Source organism: Micromonospora sp. WMMD714 (assembly GCF_029581315.1).
Classification (GTDB): domain Bacteria; phylum Actinomycetota; class Actinomycetes; order Mycobacteriales; family Micromonosporaceae; genus Micromonospora; species Micromonospora rifamycinica.
This window is the reverse complement of record NZ_CP120744.1, coordinates 6,349,313-6,365,905: the sequence shown is the minus strand read 5'-3', so window position 1 is coordinate 6,365,905 and position 16,593 is coordinate 6,349,313. Positions and strand designations below refer to the sequence as shown.

At 74.2% G+C, this 16,593-nt stretch carries 16 protein-coding genes and 1 pseudogene; 11 read left to right on the top strand and 6 right to left on the bottom strand.

The genetic code is table 11. From position 1 onward, the window contains the following. Positions 1-104: 104 nt before the first annotated feature. From O7625_RS27115 to O7625_RS27100, 4 genes are all read left to right on the top strand, one after another. Positions 105-539 (top strand): phage holin family protein, encoded by a 435-nt coding sequence (locus O7625_RS27115; protein ID WP_282342647.1) that lies wholly within the window; start codon positions 105-107, stop codon positions 537-539. Beyond that, complete coding sequence (locus O7625_RS27110; RefSeq protein WP_282342646.1) at positions 536-895, top strand: DUF3618 domain-containing protein; 360 nt, start codon at positions 536-538, stop codon at positions 893-895. The genes O7625_RS27115 and O7625_RS27110 overlap by 4 nt, the downstream gene beginning before the upstream one ends. Next, entirely contained in the window at positions 892-1,164 is a 273-nt protein-coding gene (locus O7625_RS27105) for a DUF4235 domain-containing protein (protein ID WP_282342645.1), read from the top strand. Before O7625_RS27110 ends, O7625_RS27105 begins: the two co-directional genes overlap by 4 nt. A gap of 343 nt (positions 1,165-1,507) precedes the next feature. After that, on the top strand, positions 1,508-1,711 hold the full coding sequence (locus O7625_RS27100; RefSeq protein WP_067306996.1) for a cold-shock protein: 204 nt from the start codon (positions 1,508-1,510) through the stop codon (positions 1,709-1,711). Positions 1,712-1,819: 108 nt separating this feature from the next. Here O7625_RS27100 and O7625_RS27095 read toward each other — a convergent pair whose 3' ends face one another. Together O7625_RS27095 and O7625_RS27090 are read right to left on the bottom strand one after the other, a co-directional pair. Continuing rightward, positions 1,820-2,014: a hypothetical protein gene (locus O7625_RS27095; protein WP_067306999.1), complete on the bottom strand. Its 195-nt coding sequence runs from the start codon at positions 2,012-2,014 to the stop codon at positions 1,820-1,822. Positions 2,015-2,102: 88 nt separating this feature from the next. Further along, positions 2,103-3,086: an aldo/keto reductase gene (locus tag O7625_RS27090; RefSeq protein ID WP_282342644.1), complete on the bottom strand. Its 984-nt coding sequence runs from the start codon at positions 3,084-3,086 to the stop codon at positions 2,103-2,105. 86 nt (positions 3,087-3,172) lie between these two features. Between O7625_RS27090 and O7625_RS27085 the strand changes: the two genes are divergently transcribed. Further along, the gene (locus O7625_RS27085) at positions 3,173-3,961 is read left to right on the top strand and encodes a trans-aconitate 2-methyltransferase (protein WP_282342643.1); all 789 of its coding nucleotides are present in this window, start codon (positions 3,173-3,175) and stop codon (positions 3,959-3,961) included. Then, positions 3,958-4,977 (top strand): adenosine deaminase, encoded by a 1,020-nt coding sequence (locus tag O7625_RS27080; RefSeq protein ID WP_282342642.1) that lies wholly within the window; start codon positions 3,958-3,960, stop codon positions 4,975-4,977. Before O7625_RS27085 ends, O7625_RS27080 begins: the two co-directional genes overlap by 4 nt. Before the next feature lie 225 nt (positions 4,978-5,202). On the opposite strand, the gene O7625_RS27075 is transcribed toward O7625_RS27080, so the two are convergent. Beyond that, positions 5,203-6,606, bottom strand: coding sequence for a HAMP domain-containing sensor histidine kinase (locus tag O7625_RS27075; protein ID WP_282342641.1), 1,404 nt, complete (start codon positions 6,604-6,606; stop codon positions 5,203-5,205). Between the two features lie 29 nt (positions 6,607-6,635). After that, positions 6,636-7,325 carry a response regulator transcription factor gene (locus O7625_RS27070; protein WP_067307012.1) on the bottom strand — a complete coding sequence of 230 codons (690 nt, stop codon included), beginning with the start codon at positions 7,323-7,325 and terminating at the stop codon, positions 6,636-6,638. A gap of 73 nt (positions 7,326-7,398) precedes the next feature. On the opposite strand from O7625_RS27070, the gene O7625_RS27065 reads away from it, so the two are divergent. Continuing rightward, complete coding sequence (locus tag O7625_RS27065) at positions 7,399-8,322, top strand: ADP-ribosylglycohydrolase family protein (protein WP_282342640.1); 924 nt, start codon at positions 7,399-7,401, stop codon at positions 8,320-8,322. 169 nt (positions 8,323-8,491) lie between these two features. Here O7625_RS27065 and O7625_RS27060 read toward each other — a convergent pair whose 3' ends face one another. Next, positions 8,492-9,367 (bottom strand): YcnI family protein, encoded by an 876-nt coding sequence (locus O7625_RS27060; protein ID WP_282342638.1) that lies wholly within the window; start codon positions 9,365-9,367, stop codon positions 8,492-8,494. A 209-nt stretch (positions 9,368-9,576) separates the two neighbouring features. Here O7625_RS27060 and thrS point away from each other — a divergent pair, with 209 nt between their 5' ends. The 4 genes from thrS (at position 9,577) to O7625_RS27040 (ending at position 14,366) form a co-directional block, all read left to right on the top strand. Next, positions 9,577-11,580 carry a threonine--tRNA ligase gene (thrS, locus tag O7625_RS27055; RefSeq protein WP_282342637.1) on the top strand — a complete coding sequence of 668 codons (2,004 nt, stop codon included), beginning with the start codon at positions 9,577-9,579 and terminating at the stop codon, positions 11,578-11,580. A gap of 130 nt (positions 11,581-11,710) precedes the next feature. Then, the gene (locus tag O7625_RS27050) at positions 11,711-12,223 is read left to right on the top strand and encodes an HIT domain-containing protein (protein ID WP_089004381.1); all 513 of its coding nucleotides are present in this window, start codon (positions 11,711-11,713) and stop codon (positions 12,221-12,223) included. A 28-nt stretch (positions 12,224-12,251) separates the two neighbouring features. After that, on the top strand, positions 12,252-12,920 hold the full coding sequence (locus O7625_RS27045; protein ID WP_282342636.1) for a hypothetical protein: 669 nt from the start codon (positions 12,252-12,254) through the stop codon (positions 12,918-12,920). 387 nt (positions 12,921-13,307) lie between these two features. Beyond that, positions 13,308-14,366, top strand: a complete 1,059-nt coding sequence (locus O7625_RS27040; protein ID WP_282342634.1) for an aldo/keto reductase — start codon at positions 13,308-13,310, stop codon at positions 14,364-14,366. A gap of 435 nt (positions 14,367-14,801) precedes the next feature. Here O7625_RS27040 and O7625_RS27035 read toward each other — a convergent pair. After that, a pseudogene (locus O7625_RS27035) lies at positions 14,802-16,448 on the bottom strand (GTP-binding protein); the annotation flags it as partial. Positions 16,449-16,593: the final 145 nt, after the last annotated feature.

The following is a 16,593-nucleotide window of genomic DNA, read 5'->3' as shown; positions in this document are numbered from 1 at the left end:
ACGTTCCGGTCCGACCTGGGGTCAGATGTGGTTGGTCACCGTGCGCAGGATTGACGGACGGCGGCTCCGGGCATACAGCGCGGTGATGACGAAAGGAGGACAGCATGGCTGACGTCGCGAACCACCGCACGTCCCGGACCGGGAGCGAGCCGTCCACCGCCGAGTTGGTGCAGCGGGCCACCGAACAGGTCTCCCGACTGATCCGGGACGAGCTGGCCCTGGCCCGGGTGGAGTTGACCCAGAAGGGCAAGCATGCCGGGATCGGGATCGGTCTGTTCGGCGGGGGCGGGGCGCTGGCCCTGTACGGGCTCGGCGCTCTGGTCACCGCCGCGATCCTGCTGCTGGCCCTGGTGCTGCCCGCCTGGGCGGCGGCGCTGATCGTGGCGGTGGTGCTCTTCCTCGTCGCCGGGGTGCTCGCCCTGATCGGGAAGAAGCAGGTCAGCCATGCGGTTCCCCCGGTGCCGGAGGCGACGGTCCGCAGCGTCCGCGCGGACGTGGACACCGTCGCCACGGCGGTGAAGGACAGGGGACGGGCATGACGGGCACGACTGGCAGCAACGGTAACGGCAGCGGCGACACCGAGGCGCTGCGCGAGGAGATCCGGCGGACCCGCTCCGAGCTGGGCGAGACCATGGAACTGCTGGCCGCCAAGGCCGACGTCAAGGCCCGGCTGAAGGACTCCGCGGAGCAGGCGAAGGAGCGGGTGCGCGAGCAGGCGGCCCTGACCGTGGCCCGGGTACGCAGCCAGGCGGCGCAGGGCGCCGACGTCGCTCGGGCGCAGGCGTACGACACCGGGGTCGCGGTCCGGGGTAACCCGGTGCCGTGGGCGACGGTGGCGGCCGGCGCGGTGGCGGTGGTGGTGGTGCTGTTGATCATTCGGGGGAGGCGCAGGTGAGCAAGGGGATCGGCAGGACCGCGTACAAGCCGGTCGGGGTGCTGCTGGGGCTGGCCGCGGGCACGCTCGCGGGGGCGATCTTCCGGCAGGTCTGGAAGGCGACCGCCGGTGACGGTGAGGCGCCCGACCCCACCGACGAGGACCGCCGCTGGGGCGAGATTCTCGCGGCGGCGGCGTTGCAGGGGGCGATTTTCTCGGTCGTCCGCGCCGCGGTGGACCGGGGCGGGGCGGTCGGTGTCCGGCGGCTGACCGGGCGCTGGCCCGACTGACGGTTGCCGGCCCGGCACCCCCGGCGACCAGCCACGACCGGGCGTCGAGGGGTCGACGACGACGGCCACGGCCCCCCGGACGCATCGACGGCCGGGGGGCCTTTCGCACAGTCGCGGCGATCCGGCCAGTGATCGTCGGGCATCCGTCAGGTCACATGTCGGAGAATTTCGTCGATTAGGCTGTGCATAGTTTTTGGGTACGTGGTTTGCTGATCCCGCTGTTGCGAGATGGCGTTGGTGGCGAGCGGTCTCCCGCTGTGGGGGCCGCCCTCGACCGTCGCTGCTCGAAACGGCCAATCGGCCGCACAGCGTGCTCGGCCGCCAGTTTTAGAAGGAGATACACATGGCGCAGGGAACCGTGAAGTGGTTCAACGCTGACAAGGGCTTCGGCTTCATCACCGTCGACGGCGGGGGTGCTGACGTGTTCGTCCACTTCTCGGCCATCCAGTCCAGCGGCTACCGCTCGCTGGAGGAGAACCAGCGGGTGGAGTTCGAGATCGCCCAGGGTCAGAAGGGTCCGCAGGCCGAGCAGGTCCGCCCCCTCTGAGTGAGCCGGTCGGCGCTGCCGGCCCGGGTGATCCGGCCAGCCGGATCGACGAGAAGCCCCGTGTCCCTCACCGGACGCGGGGCTTTCCGCATCGGGCGCCGGCCCCGGTCAGGGCAGGCGACGGGAGCGTAGACCGCGCCAGAGCAGTACCAGCCCGGCCAGCACCACCAGTGGTCCGACGACGGCCCAGAGCCGTTCGTCGGTCATCACGCTGCCGCCGACGTAGCCGAGGCCCTGCACCGTCCAGACGGCGCCGACCACCACGGCCAGCAGGCCCAGGGTGAGGGTGAGCCAACCTCTCACCGGTCCTCCCTCCGTGGGCCGGTCGTTCCGGCCCGGTCACCAGGATGCCGGTCGGACCGCGCCGGAGCGACGACCCGACCGGCGTGGCTCACCACCGGTCGTGCACCCGGGGCCGGACCAGCTCGTCGTAGACCGACCGGACGGTGTCCAGCTCGGTCGTCGTCAGCGCCGGGGAGCCGGCCGCGGCGGCGTTGCCCCGGGCCTGCTCCGGGCTGCGGGCACCGGGGATGACCACGGTGACCCCGGGCTGGTCGATGATCCACCGCAGGGCGAACTGGGCCATCGTGCGTCCGTCGCCGACCAGCGGGGCGAGCCGGCGCACCACGGTCAGCCCGAGGTCGAAGTCGACGCCGGAGAAGGTCTCGCCGACGTCGAAGCTCTCCCCGTGCCGGTTGTAGGTGCGGTGGTCGTCGGCGGCGAAGGTGGTGTGCTCGTCGTACCGGCCGGAGAGCAGCCCGCTGGCCAGCGGCACCCGGGCGATGATCCCGACCCCGGCCGCGGCGGCGGCCGGCAGCACCTCGTCGAGCGGCTTGAGCCGGACGGCGTTCAGGATGATCTGCACGCTGGCCACGCCGGGCCGGGCGATCGCGGTGAGCGCCTGGTCGCAGGTCTCCACGCTGACCCCGTAGCCGGCGATCCGCTTCTCGGCGACCAGGGTGTCGAGGCCGTCGAAGACCCGGTCGTCGGCGAAGACCTCGGTCGGCGGGCAGTGCAGCTGCACCAGGTCGAGGGTGTCCACGCCGAGGTTGGCCCGGGACCGGTCGGTCCAGGCCCGGAAGTTGTCCAGGGTGTACGCCTGCGGCGTCTGCGGCACCCGGCGGCCCATCTTGGTGGCGACGGTGAGCCCGTGTCCGGGGTTGTCCCGCAGGAACCGCCCGATCAGCTGCTCGCTGCGGCCGTCGCCGTAGACGTCGGCGGTGTCGAGGAAGGTGACGCCGGACGCCACGGCGGCGTCGAGGGCGGCCAGGGCGTCGTTCTCGCTGACCTGACCCCAGTCCGCGCCGAGCTGCCAGGCCCCGAGACCGACCACACCCACCTGCCGGCCGAGCCGGTCGAAGCTGCGTTGTTCCATGTCGTCGAGCCTAGTGACCTGGTTGTCGGGCCGCAGCGCGGGCCGTATGGTCACAACAAACCGTACGTACGTCTTGGGAGCCGCGCATGTGGGATCCGACCAGTTACCTCCGCTACGACGACGAGCGCTCCCGCCCCTTCCACGACCTGCTCGCCCGGGTCGGCGCCGAGCGGCCCCGCGCGGTGGTCGACCTCGGCTGCGGGCCGGGCACCCTGACCGCCGCCCTCGCCCGCCGCTGGCCGGACGCCCGGATCGCCGGCCTCGACTCCTCCCCGGAGATGATCGACCGGGCGCGGACGCTCGACACCCCGGTCGACTTCGCGCTCGGTGACGTCGCCGACTGGCACCCCGCCCCCGACGTGGACGTGCTGGTCGCCAACGCGGTGCTCCAGTGGGTGCCCGACCACCCGGCCCTGCTGCGCCGCTGGGTCGGCGAACTGCCGGCCGGCGGCTGGCTGGCGTTCCAGGTGCCCGGCAACTTCGCCGCGCCCGCCCACCGGGCGCTGCGGGCGGTCGCCGCCGGCCCCCGCTGGGCGGACACCGTCCGGCCGCTGCTGCGCGCGGACCCGGTCGACGACCCGGTCGGGTACGCCACGCCGCTGACCGCCGCCGGCTGCGCCGTCGACGCCTGGGAGACCACCTACCTGCACCGGCTGCCCGCCGCCGCCGAACACCCCGTGCTCAACTGGCTGGACGGCACCGCCCTGCGCCCCGTGCGGGCGGTGCTGGACGACACCGGCTACGCCGACTTCCGCGCCGCGCTGGGAATCCGACTGGCCCGCGCGTACCCGGTACGGCAGGGTCAGGTGTACTTCCCGTTCCGTCGGATCTTCGTGGTCGCCCGTACCGGTGCCCGTGCAGAGGAGAAGCAGTGACCGACCTGTCCGCCTTCATCGCCGAACTGCCCAAGGTGGAGCTGCACGTGCACCACGTGGGCTCCGCGTCCCCCCGGATCGTCGCCGAGCTGGCCGCCCGGCACGAGGGACGCAGCCCCGTACCGGCGGACCCGGACGCGCTCGCCGACTACTTCGCGTTCCGCGACTTCGCCCACTTCATCGAGGTCTACCTCAGCGTCGTCGACCTCATCCGCGACCCCGACGACGTCTGGCTGCTCACCCACGAGGTGGCCCGGGAACTGGCCCGCCAGCAGGTCCGCTACGCCGAGCTGACGGTCACCCCCTACTCGCACGTGCGCCGGGGCATCCCCGCCCCGGCGTTCTGCGAGGCGATCGAGGACGCCCGCCGACGGGCCGAGGTCGACTTCGGCATCGCGCTGCGCTGGTGCTTCGACATCCCCGGCGAGGCCGGCCTGCCGGCCGCCGAGGAGACCCTGCGGATCAGCCTCGACGAACGCCCCGACGGGCTGGTCGCCTTCGGCCTCGGCGGCCCGGAGATCGGCGTGCCCCGGCCGCAGTTCAAGCCGTACTTCGACCAGGCGCGGGCGGCCGGGCTGCACTCGGTCCCGCACGCCGGGGAGACCACCGGACCGGAGACGATCTGGGACGCCCTGCGCGAGCTGGGCGCCGAGCGGATCGGCCACGGCATCTCCGCCGCGCAGGACCCGGAGCTGCTCGCCCACCTGGCCGAGCGGCGCATCCCGCTGGAGGTCTGCCCGACCTCCAACGTGCGGACCCGGGCCGTCGCCCGGATCGAGGAGCACCCGCTGCACCGGCTGGTCGACGCGGGCGTGCGGGTCACCGTCAACTCCGACGACCCGCCGATGTTCGGCACCACCCTCAACGACGAGTACGCGGTCGCCGCCCGACTGCTCGACGCCGGCCCCGAAAAACTCGCGGCACTGGCCCGGGAGGCGGTCTCCGCCTCGTTCCTCGACCCCGCCGGGCAGGCCCGCATCATCGCCGAGATCGACGCCTACGCGGCGAGCCGCTGACCACAGGGGTGGAAACCCGGAGAAGTGGTGTACACGCGGCGGGAGCTGGTGTGGGGGACCGTGCCCCCGCCGCGCGTACTGATCCACCGGCCGGTGGGTGTCAGGGGCGACAGGCCGGTGGACTGATGGGTTCGGACACGATCCTGACAGCCCGCGCGCCCCGCGTCGCGGTCGTTAATCCGGATCTAAGGAAACCTTGTGCCGCAGCACAGTCAGCGCCGACGGTCAGCCGTCGGTGGGGCGTTGCCGCGGCCACCGGCGGCCCCCGCCCTTCTGCTCCCGCGCCTCCCGCGCCATCCGGCCGACCAGCCCGAACCGGTTGACCTGCCGGGGCGTCGCCTGCGGATCGGCCAGCAGCATCACCACGCTCGCCCCGCCCAGCCGGGCCCGGTCCAGGCTCACCGAGCCGTTGGCCTGCAACGCCACCCGCCGGGCGATGTCCAGCCCCAACCCGGTCGAGCCCTGGTCGCTGCTGCCGCGCCGCAACGCCCGGTCCGGATTCGCGATGCCCGGCCCGGCGTCGTCGATCCGGATCGCCACGTACCCGTCCCGACGGGAGACGGCCACCTCGAACGCGGTGCCCTGCGGGGTGTAACGGAAGACGTTGCCGATCACCGCGTCCAGGGCGGCGGCCAGCTCGGCCCGAGGCACCGGCACCGGGATCCGCAACTGCGCGCCGCTGACCCGGTGCGGGCGGTTCTGGTCGCCGGCCAGCGCGGCCCAGAACACCATCCGGTCCCGGACCACCTCGCTGACGTCGCACTCGGCCGGCCCGGCCTCGTGCGCCACCGCCTTGCGGGTCGTCTTGATCAGCACGTCGATCTCGCCCTCCAGGGTGACGATCGCCTGCCGGATGCGCCGGATCGTCCGCCGCCGGTCCAGCTCCGCCGGGCTGAACGAGCCGACGCTGGTGTCGTCGGAGTCGAGCCCCTCGGCGTCCAACCGCAGCACCGTCAACGGGGTACGCAGCCGGTGGGACAGGTCCGCCACCAGCTCCCGTTCGTCGGTGCGGGCGGCGACCAGCCGGTCGGCCATCCGGTTGAACGCGTAGCCGGCCTCGGCCAGCTCACGCGGACCGCTCGGGTCGACCCGTACCCCCAGGTCGCCGTCGCCGACGGCGAGCGCGGCCCGGACCAGGCCCCGGGTGGCGTCGACCGCCCGCGCGGCGAACCGGTCCACCACGACCACCGCCGCGCCGACCAGCGCCACGGCCACCCCGGCGAGCAGCAGCCAGGTACCGTCCGCGCCCTCGTCGAGGACGGCGGCGGGCACGAAGACCTCGACCACGGCGACCGTGCCGTCGAGCACCACCGGGTCGAGCCGGACCAGCCCGCCGTCGACGTCGACGACCCGGGACCGCTCCTCGGCCCGCGCCCGCTCCAGCTCGGCGGCCGGCACCCGACCGGCGGGCTGCTCCCCGGCCAGTCCGTGCACCACGGGCCGGGTCGCCGGATCGTCCCCGGTGGCCTCGACCGCGCGGCGGACCGCCGCCGGGTCGGTGCTGACGGCGAGCGCGCCGGTGACCATCGCCCCGCGCCGGGCCGCGTCGGCCAGCGCCTCCCGGCGGACCTCAGCGCGCAGGCCCAGCCCGAGCGGGACCAGGAAGGCCAGCGCGACCAGCGCGCACACGCCGGCCGTCAGGGCGGCCAGCGTCGGCCTCAGTCGGGGGCCACCAGCCGGAACCCCACCCCCCGCACGGTGCGCAGGTAGCGCGGCTTCGCCGCGGACTCGCCCATCTTTCGCCGTAGCCAGTACAGGTGAACGTCGATGGTCTGGTCCTCGCCGACCGACGGCTGGCGCCATACCTCCTCCAAGAGTTCCCGCCGGGACACCACCCGGCCAGGCCGTGCGGCCAAGTACGCCAGCAGGTCGAATTCCTTGCGGGTGAGCGCCATCGGCTCCCCGTCGAGCACCGCGCTGCGTTCGCCCACGTCGACCCGCAGGCCGCCGACGGTGTGCACGGCCGGTGCCACGGTGCGGCTCGCCCGGCCGACCCGGCGCAGCACGGTGGTGATCCGGGCATCCAGGTGCGCGCCGGTGAACGGCTTGACCATGTAGTCGTCCGCGCCGGCCCGCAACAGCCGGACCACCGACTGCTCGTCGTCGCGGGCGGTGGCGATGATGATCGGCACGTCGGTGATGCCGCGCAGCATCCGCAGCGCGTCCGAGCCGTCCAGGTCGGGCAGGCCCAGGTCGAGCACGACCAGATCGGGGGTCTCGGCGGCGACCCGGCGCAGCGCGTCCAGGGCTGTGCCGACCGCGTGCACCGCGTGCCCCCGTTCGCTGAGCGAGCGCAGCATCGCGCCCCGGACGACGTGGTCGTCTTCGACCAGGAGCACGGTGGCCACGTCAGCACCGTACTGCCCGTGGCAAGTCGGGCGCGTTGCGACGGACCCGCGAACCGGGCAAAATGGTACGACGATGCCGTTCACCCTTTTTCCCGACGCACGGCTGGCGCTGGCCCGGGACAGCCTCGCCGGACTGTCCGTCGGCGACGCCCTCGGTTCCCAGTTCTTCGTCCCGGGCCGGCGGCCCGCCGACCTCGCGGCCGGCCGGTTGCCCCCGCCGCCCTGGCAGTGGACCGACGACACCGAGATGGCCTGCTCGGTGCTGGCCGAGTTGGCCGCCCACGGCGACATCGACCCCGACCGGCTGGCCCTGGCCTTCGCCACCCGGGCCGAGCCCTACCGGGGGTACGGACCGGGTGCGGTGACGATCCTGCGGTTGATCCGCACCGGCACCCCGTGGCCGGTGGCCGCGGCGTCGGCCTTCGACGGCCAGGGCTCCTGCGGCAACGGCGCCGCGATGCGGATCGCCCCGCTCGGCGCCTGGTACGCCGACTCGACCGCCCGCGCGGCGACCCGGGCCCGCGCCTGCGCCGAGGTCACCCACGCCCACCCGGAGGGGATCGCGGGCGCGGTCGCGGTGGCCGTCGCCGCCTCGCTCGCCGCCCGGAGCCGGCTGGAGGGGGAGCACAGCCCCGACGCGACCCGGCTGCTCGCGACCGTCGCCGCGGCGGTCGACCCGACCGCCGAGGTGCACCGACGGGTACGCGGGGCGATCAGCCTGCTCGGCCGCCCCCTCGACGAGGTCGTCGCGGCGCTGGGCAACGGATCCCGGGTGACCGCCCAGGACACCGTCGCCTTCACCCTCTGGGTGGCCGCCACCCACCTGACCGACTACCCGGCCGCCATCCGGGCCTGCGTCGAGGCGGGCGGGGACGTCGACACCACCGCCGCGATCGTCGGCGGGATCGTCGGCGGCCACACCGGGACCGGTACGCCCGGCGGGGTGCCGGACGACTGGCTGGCCGCCCGGGAGGCGCTACCCGCCTGGCTGGACTGAGGGCCGTCCGGTCCGCGCTGCCCGCCTGGCTGGACCGAGGCCGCCCGGTCCGCGCTCAGCCTGCCGCCGGCCGCCCGGGGTGCCGCTCCCGTCCGGCGTTCAGCGTGCCGCGACCGCTCAGCGTGCCGGCCAGCCGCCCGCACTCAGCGTGCCGGCCAGCCGCCCGCACTCAGCGTGCCGCTACCCGCTCGGGGCCGGTGTCGGCGGAAGCGTCCGGGGCGGACCCGTCGAGACGCCAGCCCCGGTCGTCCGGGGACCGGTCGGCGTCCGACGTCGGGTCGTCGTCCCCGTCGGTCTCCGGGTCGGCGGCGGCCCGTCGGCGGGAGCGGCTCGCCACCCAGCCGATCGCCGCGCCGCCACCCAACCCGACCAGCAGGCCGCCGCCGAGCAGCAGGTCGGCGCTGGGGCCGCCGTCGCCGTCCGCCGGTGCGGCTGCGGCGTCCGGGGCGGCCTGGGCGTCAGTCGCGTCGGCCGCGCCGCCGTGGTGCCCGGTCACCGCGCCGGGGGCCGGTGGCACCAGCGTCAGCGTCGGAGCGGGATGGCCGCCGCCGGCCGGATCGGCCCAGCGCACCACGGTGCCGTCCGAGTAGGTCTGCACCAACTCGAAGGTCATCCGGTCGAGCTGCGGCAGCGGACCCATGGCCACCGAGAGCCGGGCCGGGCCCGGCACCGCCGGCCCGGCCCCCCGGGTCCAGACCACCGCCGAGGTCACCGTGCTCACCGAGGGCGCGTGGATGCCGGCCACCGGCGCGGCCAGGTCGCGGGAGGTGATCAACGGCGCCCAGCCGTCCACCGACAGGGGGTAGACCTCGCCGATCGGGGCGTCCTCCGGCAACCGGAACTCGATCTTCTCGGTCCGGGCGCCGGCCCGCTCCTCGGGCACCACGAACGTCAGCTCCACCGCGTCGCCCTGCACCGCCTGGCTCGGGCTGGAGGTCACCCCGTCCGCCAGCGCCGCGCCCGGGGCGCCGAACACCCCGGCCGCCACCGCCGCCAGCACCAGCACGCTCCGACGCCGCCGGGCGTCACCACGGGTCGTCGCCATCTTCCGCCCCCATCCGTCTCGCCGTGGCCGACACCGGCTCCGGCCACACCTGGTAGTTCGGACGGCGGGCCGAAAAGGTTCAACGGGCGGACCGCCGACCATCCGGCGGGGGCGTCCTTTCCCGGCGACCGGGCGGAACCGGGGGACCGATAGCATCGAAGGGGCCGGCACGCCGGCCCATCCGTGCCGTCTGCCGTTGAGGAGTCACCGTGTCCGCACCCCGTACCCCCGTCGTGGCCGACCCCGTCGTCGTCGCCGCCGGGACGACGGCGGCCGACGCGGTGGCCGCGGCCGGGCTGCCCGCCGCCGGCCCGAAGGCGGTCGTGGTGGTCCGCGACCCGCAGGGCCAGCTCCGCGACCTGGACTGGACCCCGGCCGAGGAGACCACCGTCGAGCCGGTCAGCCTCGACTCGCCGGACGGGCTCAACGTGCTGCGGCACTCCACCGCGCACGTGCTCGCCCAGGCCGTGCAGGACGTCTTCCCCGAGGCCAAGCTCGGCATCGGCCCGCCGATCGAGAACGGCTTCTACTACGACTTCGCCGTCGACAAGCCGTTCCAGCCCGACGACCTGGCCAAGCTCGAGAAGCGGATGCAGGAGATCGTCAAGTCCGGCCAGCGGTTCCGTCGCCGCCGCTTCGGCAGCCTCGACGAGGCGAAGGCCGAGCTGGCCGCCGAGCCGTTCAAGCTGGAGCTGATCGACGTCAAGGGCGAAGGGCTGGACACCAGCGAGGTGATGGAGGTGGGCGGCGGTGAGCTGACCATCTACGACAACCTCGCCGCCACCGACGACAAGGTCTGCTGGTCGGACCTCTGCCGGGGCCCGCACCTGCCGAACACCCGGCTGATCGGGGCGTTCAAGCTGATGCGGTCGGCCGCCGCCTACTGGCGGGGGTCGGAGAAGAACCCGCAGCTCCAGCGGGTCTACGGCACCGCCTGGCCGACCCGCGACGAGCTGAAGGCGTACCTGAAGCTGCTGGAGGAGGCCGCCCGGCGCGACCACCGCAAGCTCGGTGTCGACCTCGACCTGTTCAGCTTCCCCGACGAGCTGGGCTCCGGCCTGGCGGTCTTCCACCCCAAGGGCGGCATCATCCGCCGGGAGATGGAGAACTACTCCCGGATCAAGCACGAGCAGGCCGGCTACTCGTTCGTCAACACCCCGCACATCACCAAGGGCCACCTGTACGAGGTCTCCGGGCACCTCGACTGGTACGCCGACGGGATGTTCCCGCCCATGGAGGTGGAGGGGGCGAACTACTACCTCAAGCCGATGAACTGCCCGATGCACGACCTGATCTTCCGGTCCCGGGGCCGCTCCTACCGGGAGCTGCCGCTGCGGATGTTCGAGTTCGGCACGGTCTACCGGTACGAGAAGTCGGGCGTGGTGCACGGTCTGACCCGGGTCCGGGGCATGACCCAGGACGACGCGCACATCTTCTGCACCGAGGAGCAGATGGCCGGCGAGCTGAAGTCGCTGCTCGCCTTCGTGCTCGAACTGCTGCGCGACTACGGCCTGGACGACTTCTACCTGGAGCTGTCCACCCGCAACCCCGACAAGTCGGTCGGCACCGACGAGAACTGGGAGCGGGCCACCGAGGCGCTCCGCTCGGCCGCGCAGGAATCCGGCCTCGACCTGGTGCCCGACCCGGGCGGCGCGGCCTTCTACGGGCCGAAGATCTCCGTGCAGGCCAAGGACGCCATCGGCCGCACCTGGCAGATGTCCACCATCCAGGTCGACTTCAACCTGCCCGAGCGGTTCGGCCTGGAGTACCAGGCGGCCGACGGCAGCCGGCAGCGGCCGGTGATGATCCACCGGGCGCTGTTCGGCTCGATCGAGCGGTTCTTCGGGGTGCTCACCGAGCACTACGCCGGGGCCTTCCCGGCCTGGCTGGCCCCGGTCCAGGTGGTCGGCATCCCGATCCGCGAGGACCACACCGACTACCTGCACGGCTTCGTCGCGGCGCTGCGCGCCGAGGGCATCCGGGCGCAGGTCGACGCCGGTGACGACCGGATGCAGAAGAAGATCCGCACCGCCCAGCAGCAGAAGATCCCGTTCATGGTGATCGCCGGGGACGACGACGTGGCCGCCGGCACGGTCTCGTTCCGCTACCGCGACGGCTCCCAGCGCAACGGGGTGCCGGTCGCCGAGGCGGTCGCCCACGTGCTCGACGTGGTCTCCTCGCGGACCAACGCCGGTCCGTCGGCCGGCAGCTGACCCGGCCCCGGCACCGGCCCGCCCCGGCGGGCCGGTGCCCCGGTGTCGCGGGGACCGTAGGATCAACGGTGTGACTGGGGCGGAGCGGCACCTCGACGGCGACACCGACCACGGCCCGGCGGACGAGGGTCTGGCCGACGGGCTCGACCGGCTCTGGACCCCGCACCGGCTGACCTACATCTCCGGGGAGGACCGGCCCGACGGCGGCTACGAGAAGCCCGCCGGCTGCCCGTTCTGCCTGGCCCCCGGGCTGCCGGCCGACCGGAGCCTGGTGGTGGCCCGGGGCCGGCACGTCTTCGCGGTGCTCAACCTCTACCCGTACAACCCGGGGCACCTGCTGGTCTGTCCCTACCGGCACGTGGCCGACTACACCGACCTCGACCCGGCCGAGACGGTGGAGCTGGCGACGTTCACCCAGACCGCGATGCGGGTGGTCCGGCAGGTCAGCAGCGCGCACGGGTTCAACCTGGGGATGAACCAGGGCGGGGTGGCCGGTGCCGGCATCGCCGCCCACCTGCACCAGCACGTGGTGCCCCGGTGGGGCGGGGACGTCAACTTCATGCCGGTGATCGGCCGGACGAAGGTGCTGCCGCAACTGCTCGTCGACACCCGCGAACTGCTCGCCCGGGTCTGGCCGTCCTGACCGGTCGTCCCGGACCTAGGATGTGATCATGGCGCTGCTGCACCGGGCGGAGATCCGCCCCGGCAAACTCGAACTCCTCGCCGCCTGGCTGCCCGGCCGACCCTGGTATGCGGGGCCGGTCGACGGCGAGCCGACCCGGGTGGCCAGCTACCGGTTCGACGACCCGGCCGGGGCGGTGGGCATCGAGACGATGCTGGTCCGGGTCGGTGCCGGGCCGGTGTACCAGGTGCCGCTGACCTACCGGGACGCCCTGCTGGCCGGTGCCGACGAGTGGCTGGTCGGCACCACCCGGCACTCGGTGCTCGGCGCCCGCTGGGTCTACGACGCCTGCGGCGACCCGGTCTACGCCGCCACCCTGGCCGCCGCGATCGGCACCGGCGCCGGGCAGGCCGAGGAGTACTTCGAGGTCGACGGTGTACGGGAGGTCCGCGAGCCGTCCATGACGGTGGCCGTCGAGCGCGGCGTCGCGGTCCCCGCCGTCGGCGAGGTACGCCGGGTGACCGACGGCGAACCGACCCGGATCGTCACCGACGCCGTCGACCTGGTCGTCGCGCGTCGACTGCCCGGCGACGGGTTGGCCGCCTACGGGCTGTCCGGCGACGGGTCGGCCGGCGACGGGTCGGCCGGGGCCACGCTGACCGGTGCCTGGCCCGGCCAGCCGACCCTGCTGCCGCTGGCGCGTGTCCTGCCGCACTGACCCGCCCCGCCGACCGTCGCCGTCGGGGCGCCGGGGCGAGAGTCGACCGTTGCCGTTGCCGTTGCCGTTGCCGTGGCCGTGGCCGTGGCCGTGGCCGTGCCGGGGCGACGGTCGACCGTTGCCGTTGCCGTTGCCGTTGCCGTGGCCGTGCCGGGGCGACGGTCGACCATTGCCGTTGGCGTGCCGGGGTGCTGGTCGACCCGGCACGCCGGGGGTCGCCGGACGGGTGGCCAGGTGGACCGGACGGGTCCGCCGACGGTCCGCCGGGAGGTCGGACGCTGGTGCGGGTGGCGTCCGGGGCCACGGCGGCAATGTCGCATGTGGTCGACCGGGCACGATCCGTCAGCTTCGTCCTCCCACCCGCCCGGAAGGTGACACGATGCGGCGATGGCAGTGACGACACGGATGTTGGGTCGCAGCGGCATCGAGGTCAGCGCCCTCGGCATGGGGTGCTGGGCGATCGGTGGCCCCTGGGCCGAGGGAACCCAGCCGCTGGGCTGGGGCGCGGTCGACGACGAGGAGTCGGTACGGGCCGTCCGCCGCGCGCTCGACCTCGGGGTGACCCTCTTCGACACCGCCGACACGTACGGCGCGGGGCACAGTGAACGGATCCTCGGGCGGGCGCTGGCCGGTCGCCGGGACGAGGCGGTGATCGCCACCAAGTGGGGGTACACCTTCGACGAACGGTCCCGCCAGGCCACCGGCGAGGACGCCTCCCCGGCGTACCTGCGGCGGGCCGTGGTCGACTCGCTGCGTCGACTGGACACCGACCGGATCGACCTCTACCAGCTGCACCTGGGTGACCTGCCGCTGCCCAGGGTGGAAGCGCTGGTCGGCGGCTGCGAGGAACTGGTCGCCGAGGGCCTGGTCCGGGCGTACGGCTGGAGCACCGACCGGGCCGACCGGGCCGCCGGCTTCGCCCAGGTCGCCCCGCACGCCGCCGCGATCCAGCACAGCCTGTCGGTGCTGCGGGACGCCCCGGTGATGCTGGCCACCTGCGACAAGCACGACCTGGCCAGCATCAACCGGGGGCCGCTCGGGATGGGGCTGCTCACCGGCAAGTACACCACCGGCTCCACGCTGCCCCGCGACGACATCCGGGGCAGGGCGCCGGGCTGGCTGGAGTGGTTCCGCAGTGGTCGGCCGGCACCGGAGTGGCTGCGCCGGGTCACCGCCGTCCGCAGCGCGCTCACCGCCGACGGGCGGACCCTGGCGCAGGGCGCGCTCGGCTGGATCTGGGCGCGCAGCGGCCGGACGGTGCCGATCCCCGGCTGCCGTACCGTCGCCCAGGTCGAGGAGAACGCCGCCGCGCTGCGTCTCGGCCCGCTCGCTCCGGACCACTTCGCCGAGGTGGAACGGGGACTCGCCGCACTGCGGACGGCCGCGCTACGTGACGCCGACCGGCCGCACTGGCCGCTCCCCCCCATCCCCGCCGCCCGCCCCTAACCCCAAACCCACCCACCCCACACCCCACCCCGAGCCCAACCCACCCCGAGCCCAACCCACCCCGAGCCCAACGCACCCCGAGCCCAACGCACCCCGAGCCCAACGCACCCCGAGCCCAACGCACTCCGAGCCCAACGCACCCCGAGCCCAACCCACCCCGAGCCCAACCCACCCCACTTTCCCGCCAGCCTCACCCAGAGCCCCGAGTCCCATCCCACCCCGAGTCCAACCCGCGAGCCCAACCCACCCGCTTCCCCGCCGAGCCCCACCCCGTCGAACCCCATCCCACCCCCACCCCGCCCCCTCACCCCGTCGATCATGGAGTTGTGGTGCTCCGCATAAGTTGCATATGGGGGATAAATACCCACCACAACTCCATGATCGACGCAACCCTCACGGGAACTTCATGATCGACGCTGCTGTGGGGGTGGGGGAGTCGATGAACTCGACCCCGGCGCCACGGGGCAGCGGCTCCGCCGTGAGGTCGCGGACGGCTTACTGGCCGTGCCCGCCGGGCTGCTGGACGTGCCGGCCGTGCCCGGCGGCGGCCTGTGTGAACGTCTCCCCCAGTGGCACCCGTACCGGCTCGGTGTCCAGCTCCGCCCCGTCGGCCCGGAGCCGGTCGAGCAGCACGTCGGCGTGCGCCTCGCCCATGCACCAGAGCACCAGCTGGTGGGTCTGCTGGTCGCGCTCCAGCCGCACCGTCGGGTCGCCGGCGATCAACCGGTCCAGGCTACGGGCCAGGGCGTCCCCGTCGTCCGGGTGCCGGGGCACGACCGCCACCGGCAGCAGCGGCTCCGGCATCTCCCAGGGCGCGAGCAGCAGCGGCTCGTCCGTCGCCGACACGGTGTCGCCGGTCTGCGCCCCGCCGACCTCGGTGATCGCGCAGATGTCGCCCGCGACGCAGCCGGCGACCTCCCGCAGGGCCGCACCGAGCGGGCGGTGGAGGGCCCCGATCCGTTCGTCGGTGTCGTGGTCCGGACGTCCCCGGTCGGCCCGCCCGTGCCCCGCGACGTGCACCGGCTGACCGGGGAGCAGCGTGCCGGAGAAGACCCGGACCAGGCAGACCCGGCCGAGGTGCCGGTCGACGGTGGTCCGGACCACCTCGGCGACCAACGGACCGTCCGGGTCGCCGGCCAGCGGCGAGCGGGGGGAGCCGTCCAGCCCGGTGACCGCCGGCACCGGCCGTTCCAGGGGCGGGGGGAACGCCGACACCAGCGTGTCGAGCAGCACGTCCAGCCCGACACCGGTGGTCGCGCAGACCGGCAGCACCGGGTGGAGGTGACCCCGGGCGACCGCCTTCTCCAGGTCGCCGACCAGCACGTCGGTGTCGATCTCCGCGCCGTCGAGGTAGCGGTCCATCAGGGTCTCGTCCTCGCTCTGGGCGATGATCCCCTCGATCAGCTCGCCCCGGGACTCGGCGATGGCCGGCAGGTGCTGCGGATCCGGCTCCCGCACGGTGGCGGGCAATCCGGCCGAGTAGTCGTGCACCCGCCGGGTGACCAGCGCCAGCAGCCCGGCGACCGACTCGCCGTCGTCGCCGAGCATCGGCAGGTGCAGCGGGAGCACGTCGTCGCCGAAGACCCGCTGGCACAGCGCCACCGCCTCGTCGAAGTCGGCGCGCGGGTCGTCCAGCCGGGCGACCGCGACGGCCCGCGGCAGGTCCACCGCGGCGCACTCCTCCCAGAGGGCGGCGGTGGCGGCGTCCATCCCGTCGACGGCGGAGACCACGAACAGCGCGGCGTCGGCGGCCCGCAGACCGGCCCGCAGCTCGCCGACGAAGTCGCCGTACCCGGGGGTGTCCAGGAGGTTGACCCGTACCCCGGCGTGCTCCAGCGGGGCGCAGGACAGCGCGACCGAGCGCTGCTGGCGTACCGCGGCGGGGTCGTGGTCGGCGACGGTCGTGCCGGCGGTGACGCTGCCGGCCCGGTCGATCGTGCCGCTGGCCGCGAGTAGCGCCTCGACCAGGGTCGTCTTGCCGGCCCCGGAGTGCCCGACCAGCACCACGTTGCGTACCCGGTCGGGCGTGGTCGCCGCCGGCAGGCCGCCGGTGGAGCCCTTCTCCTGGTTCTTCTGCGCCATCGCGGCGCACCTCCCTCAGCCGGTGGTGGACGGTGACCGCCGCGCGCGACGGGAAGCGGGCACGGGTGGGTGCCGCGGCGATATCCTCCGGTGGTCCGCCGGTCGACCGGTGGTCAACGGGCGACGTGGTGACCTGGCTCACTTT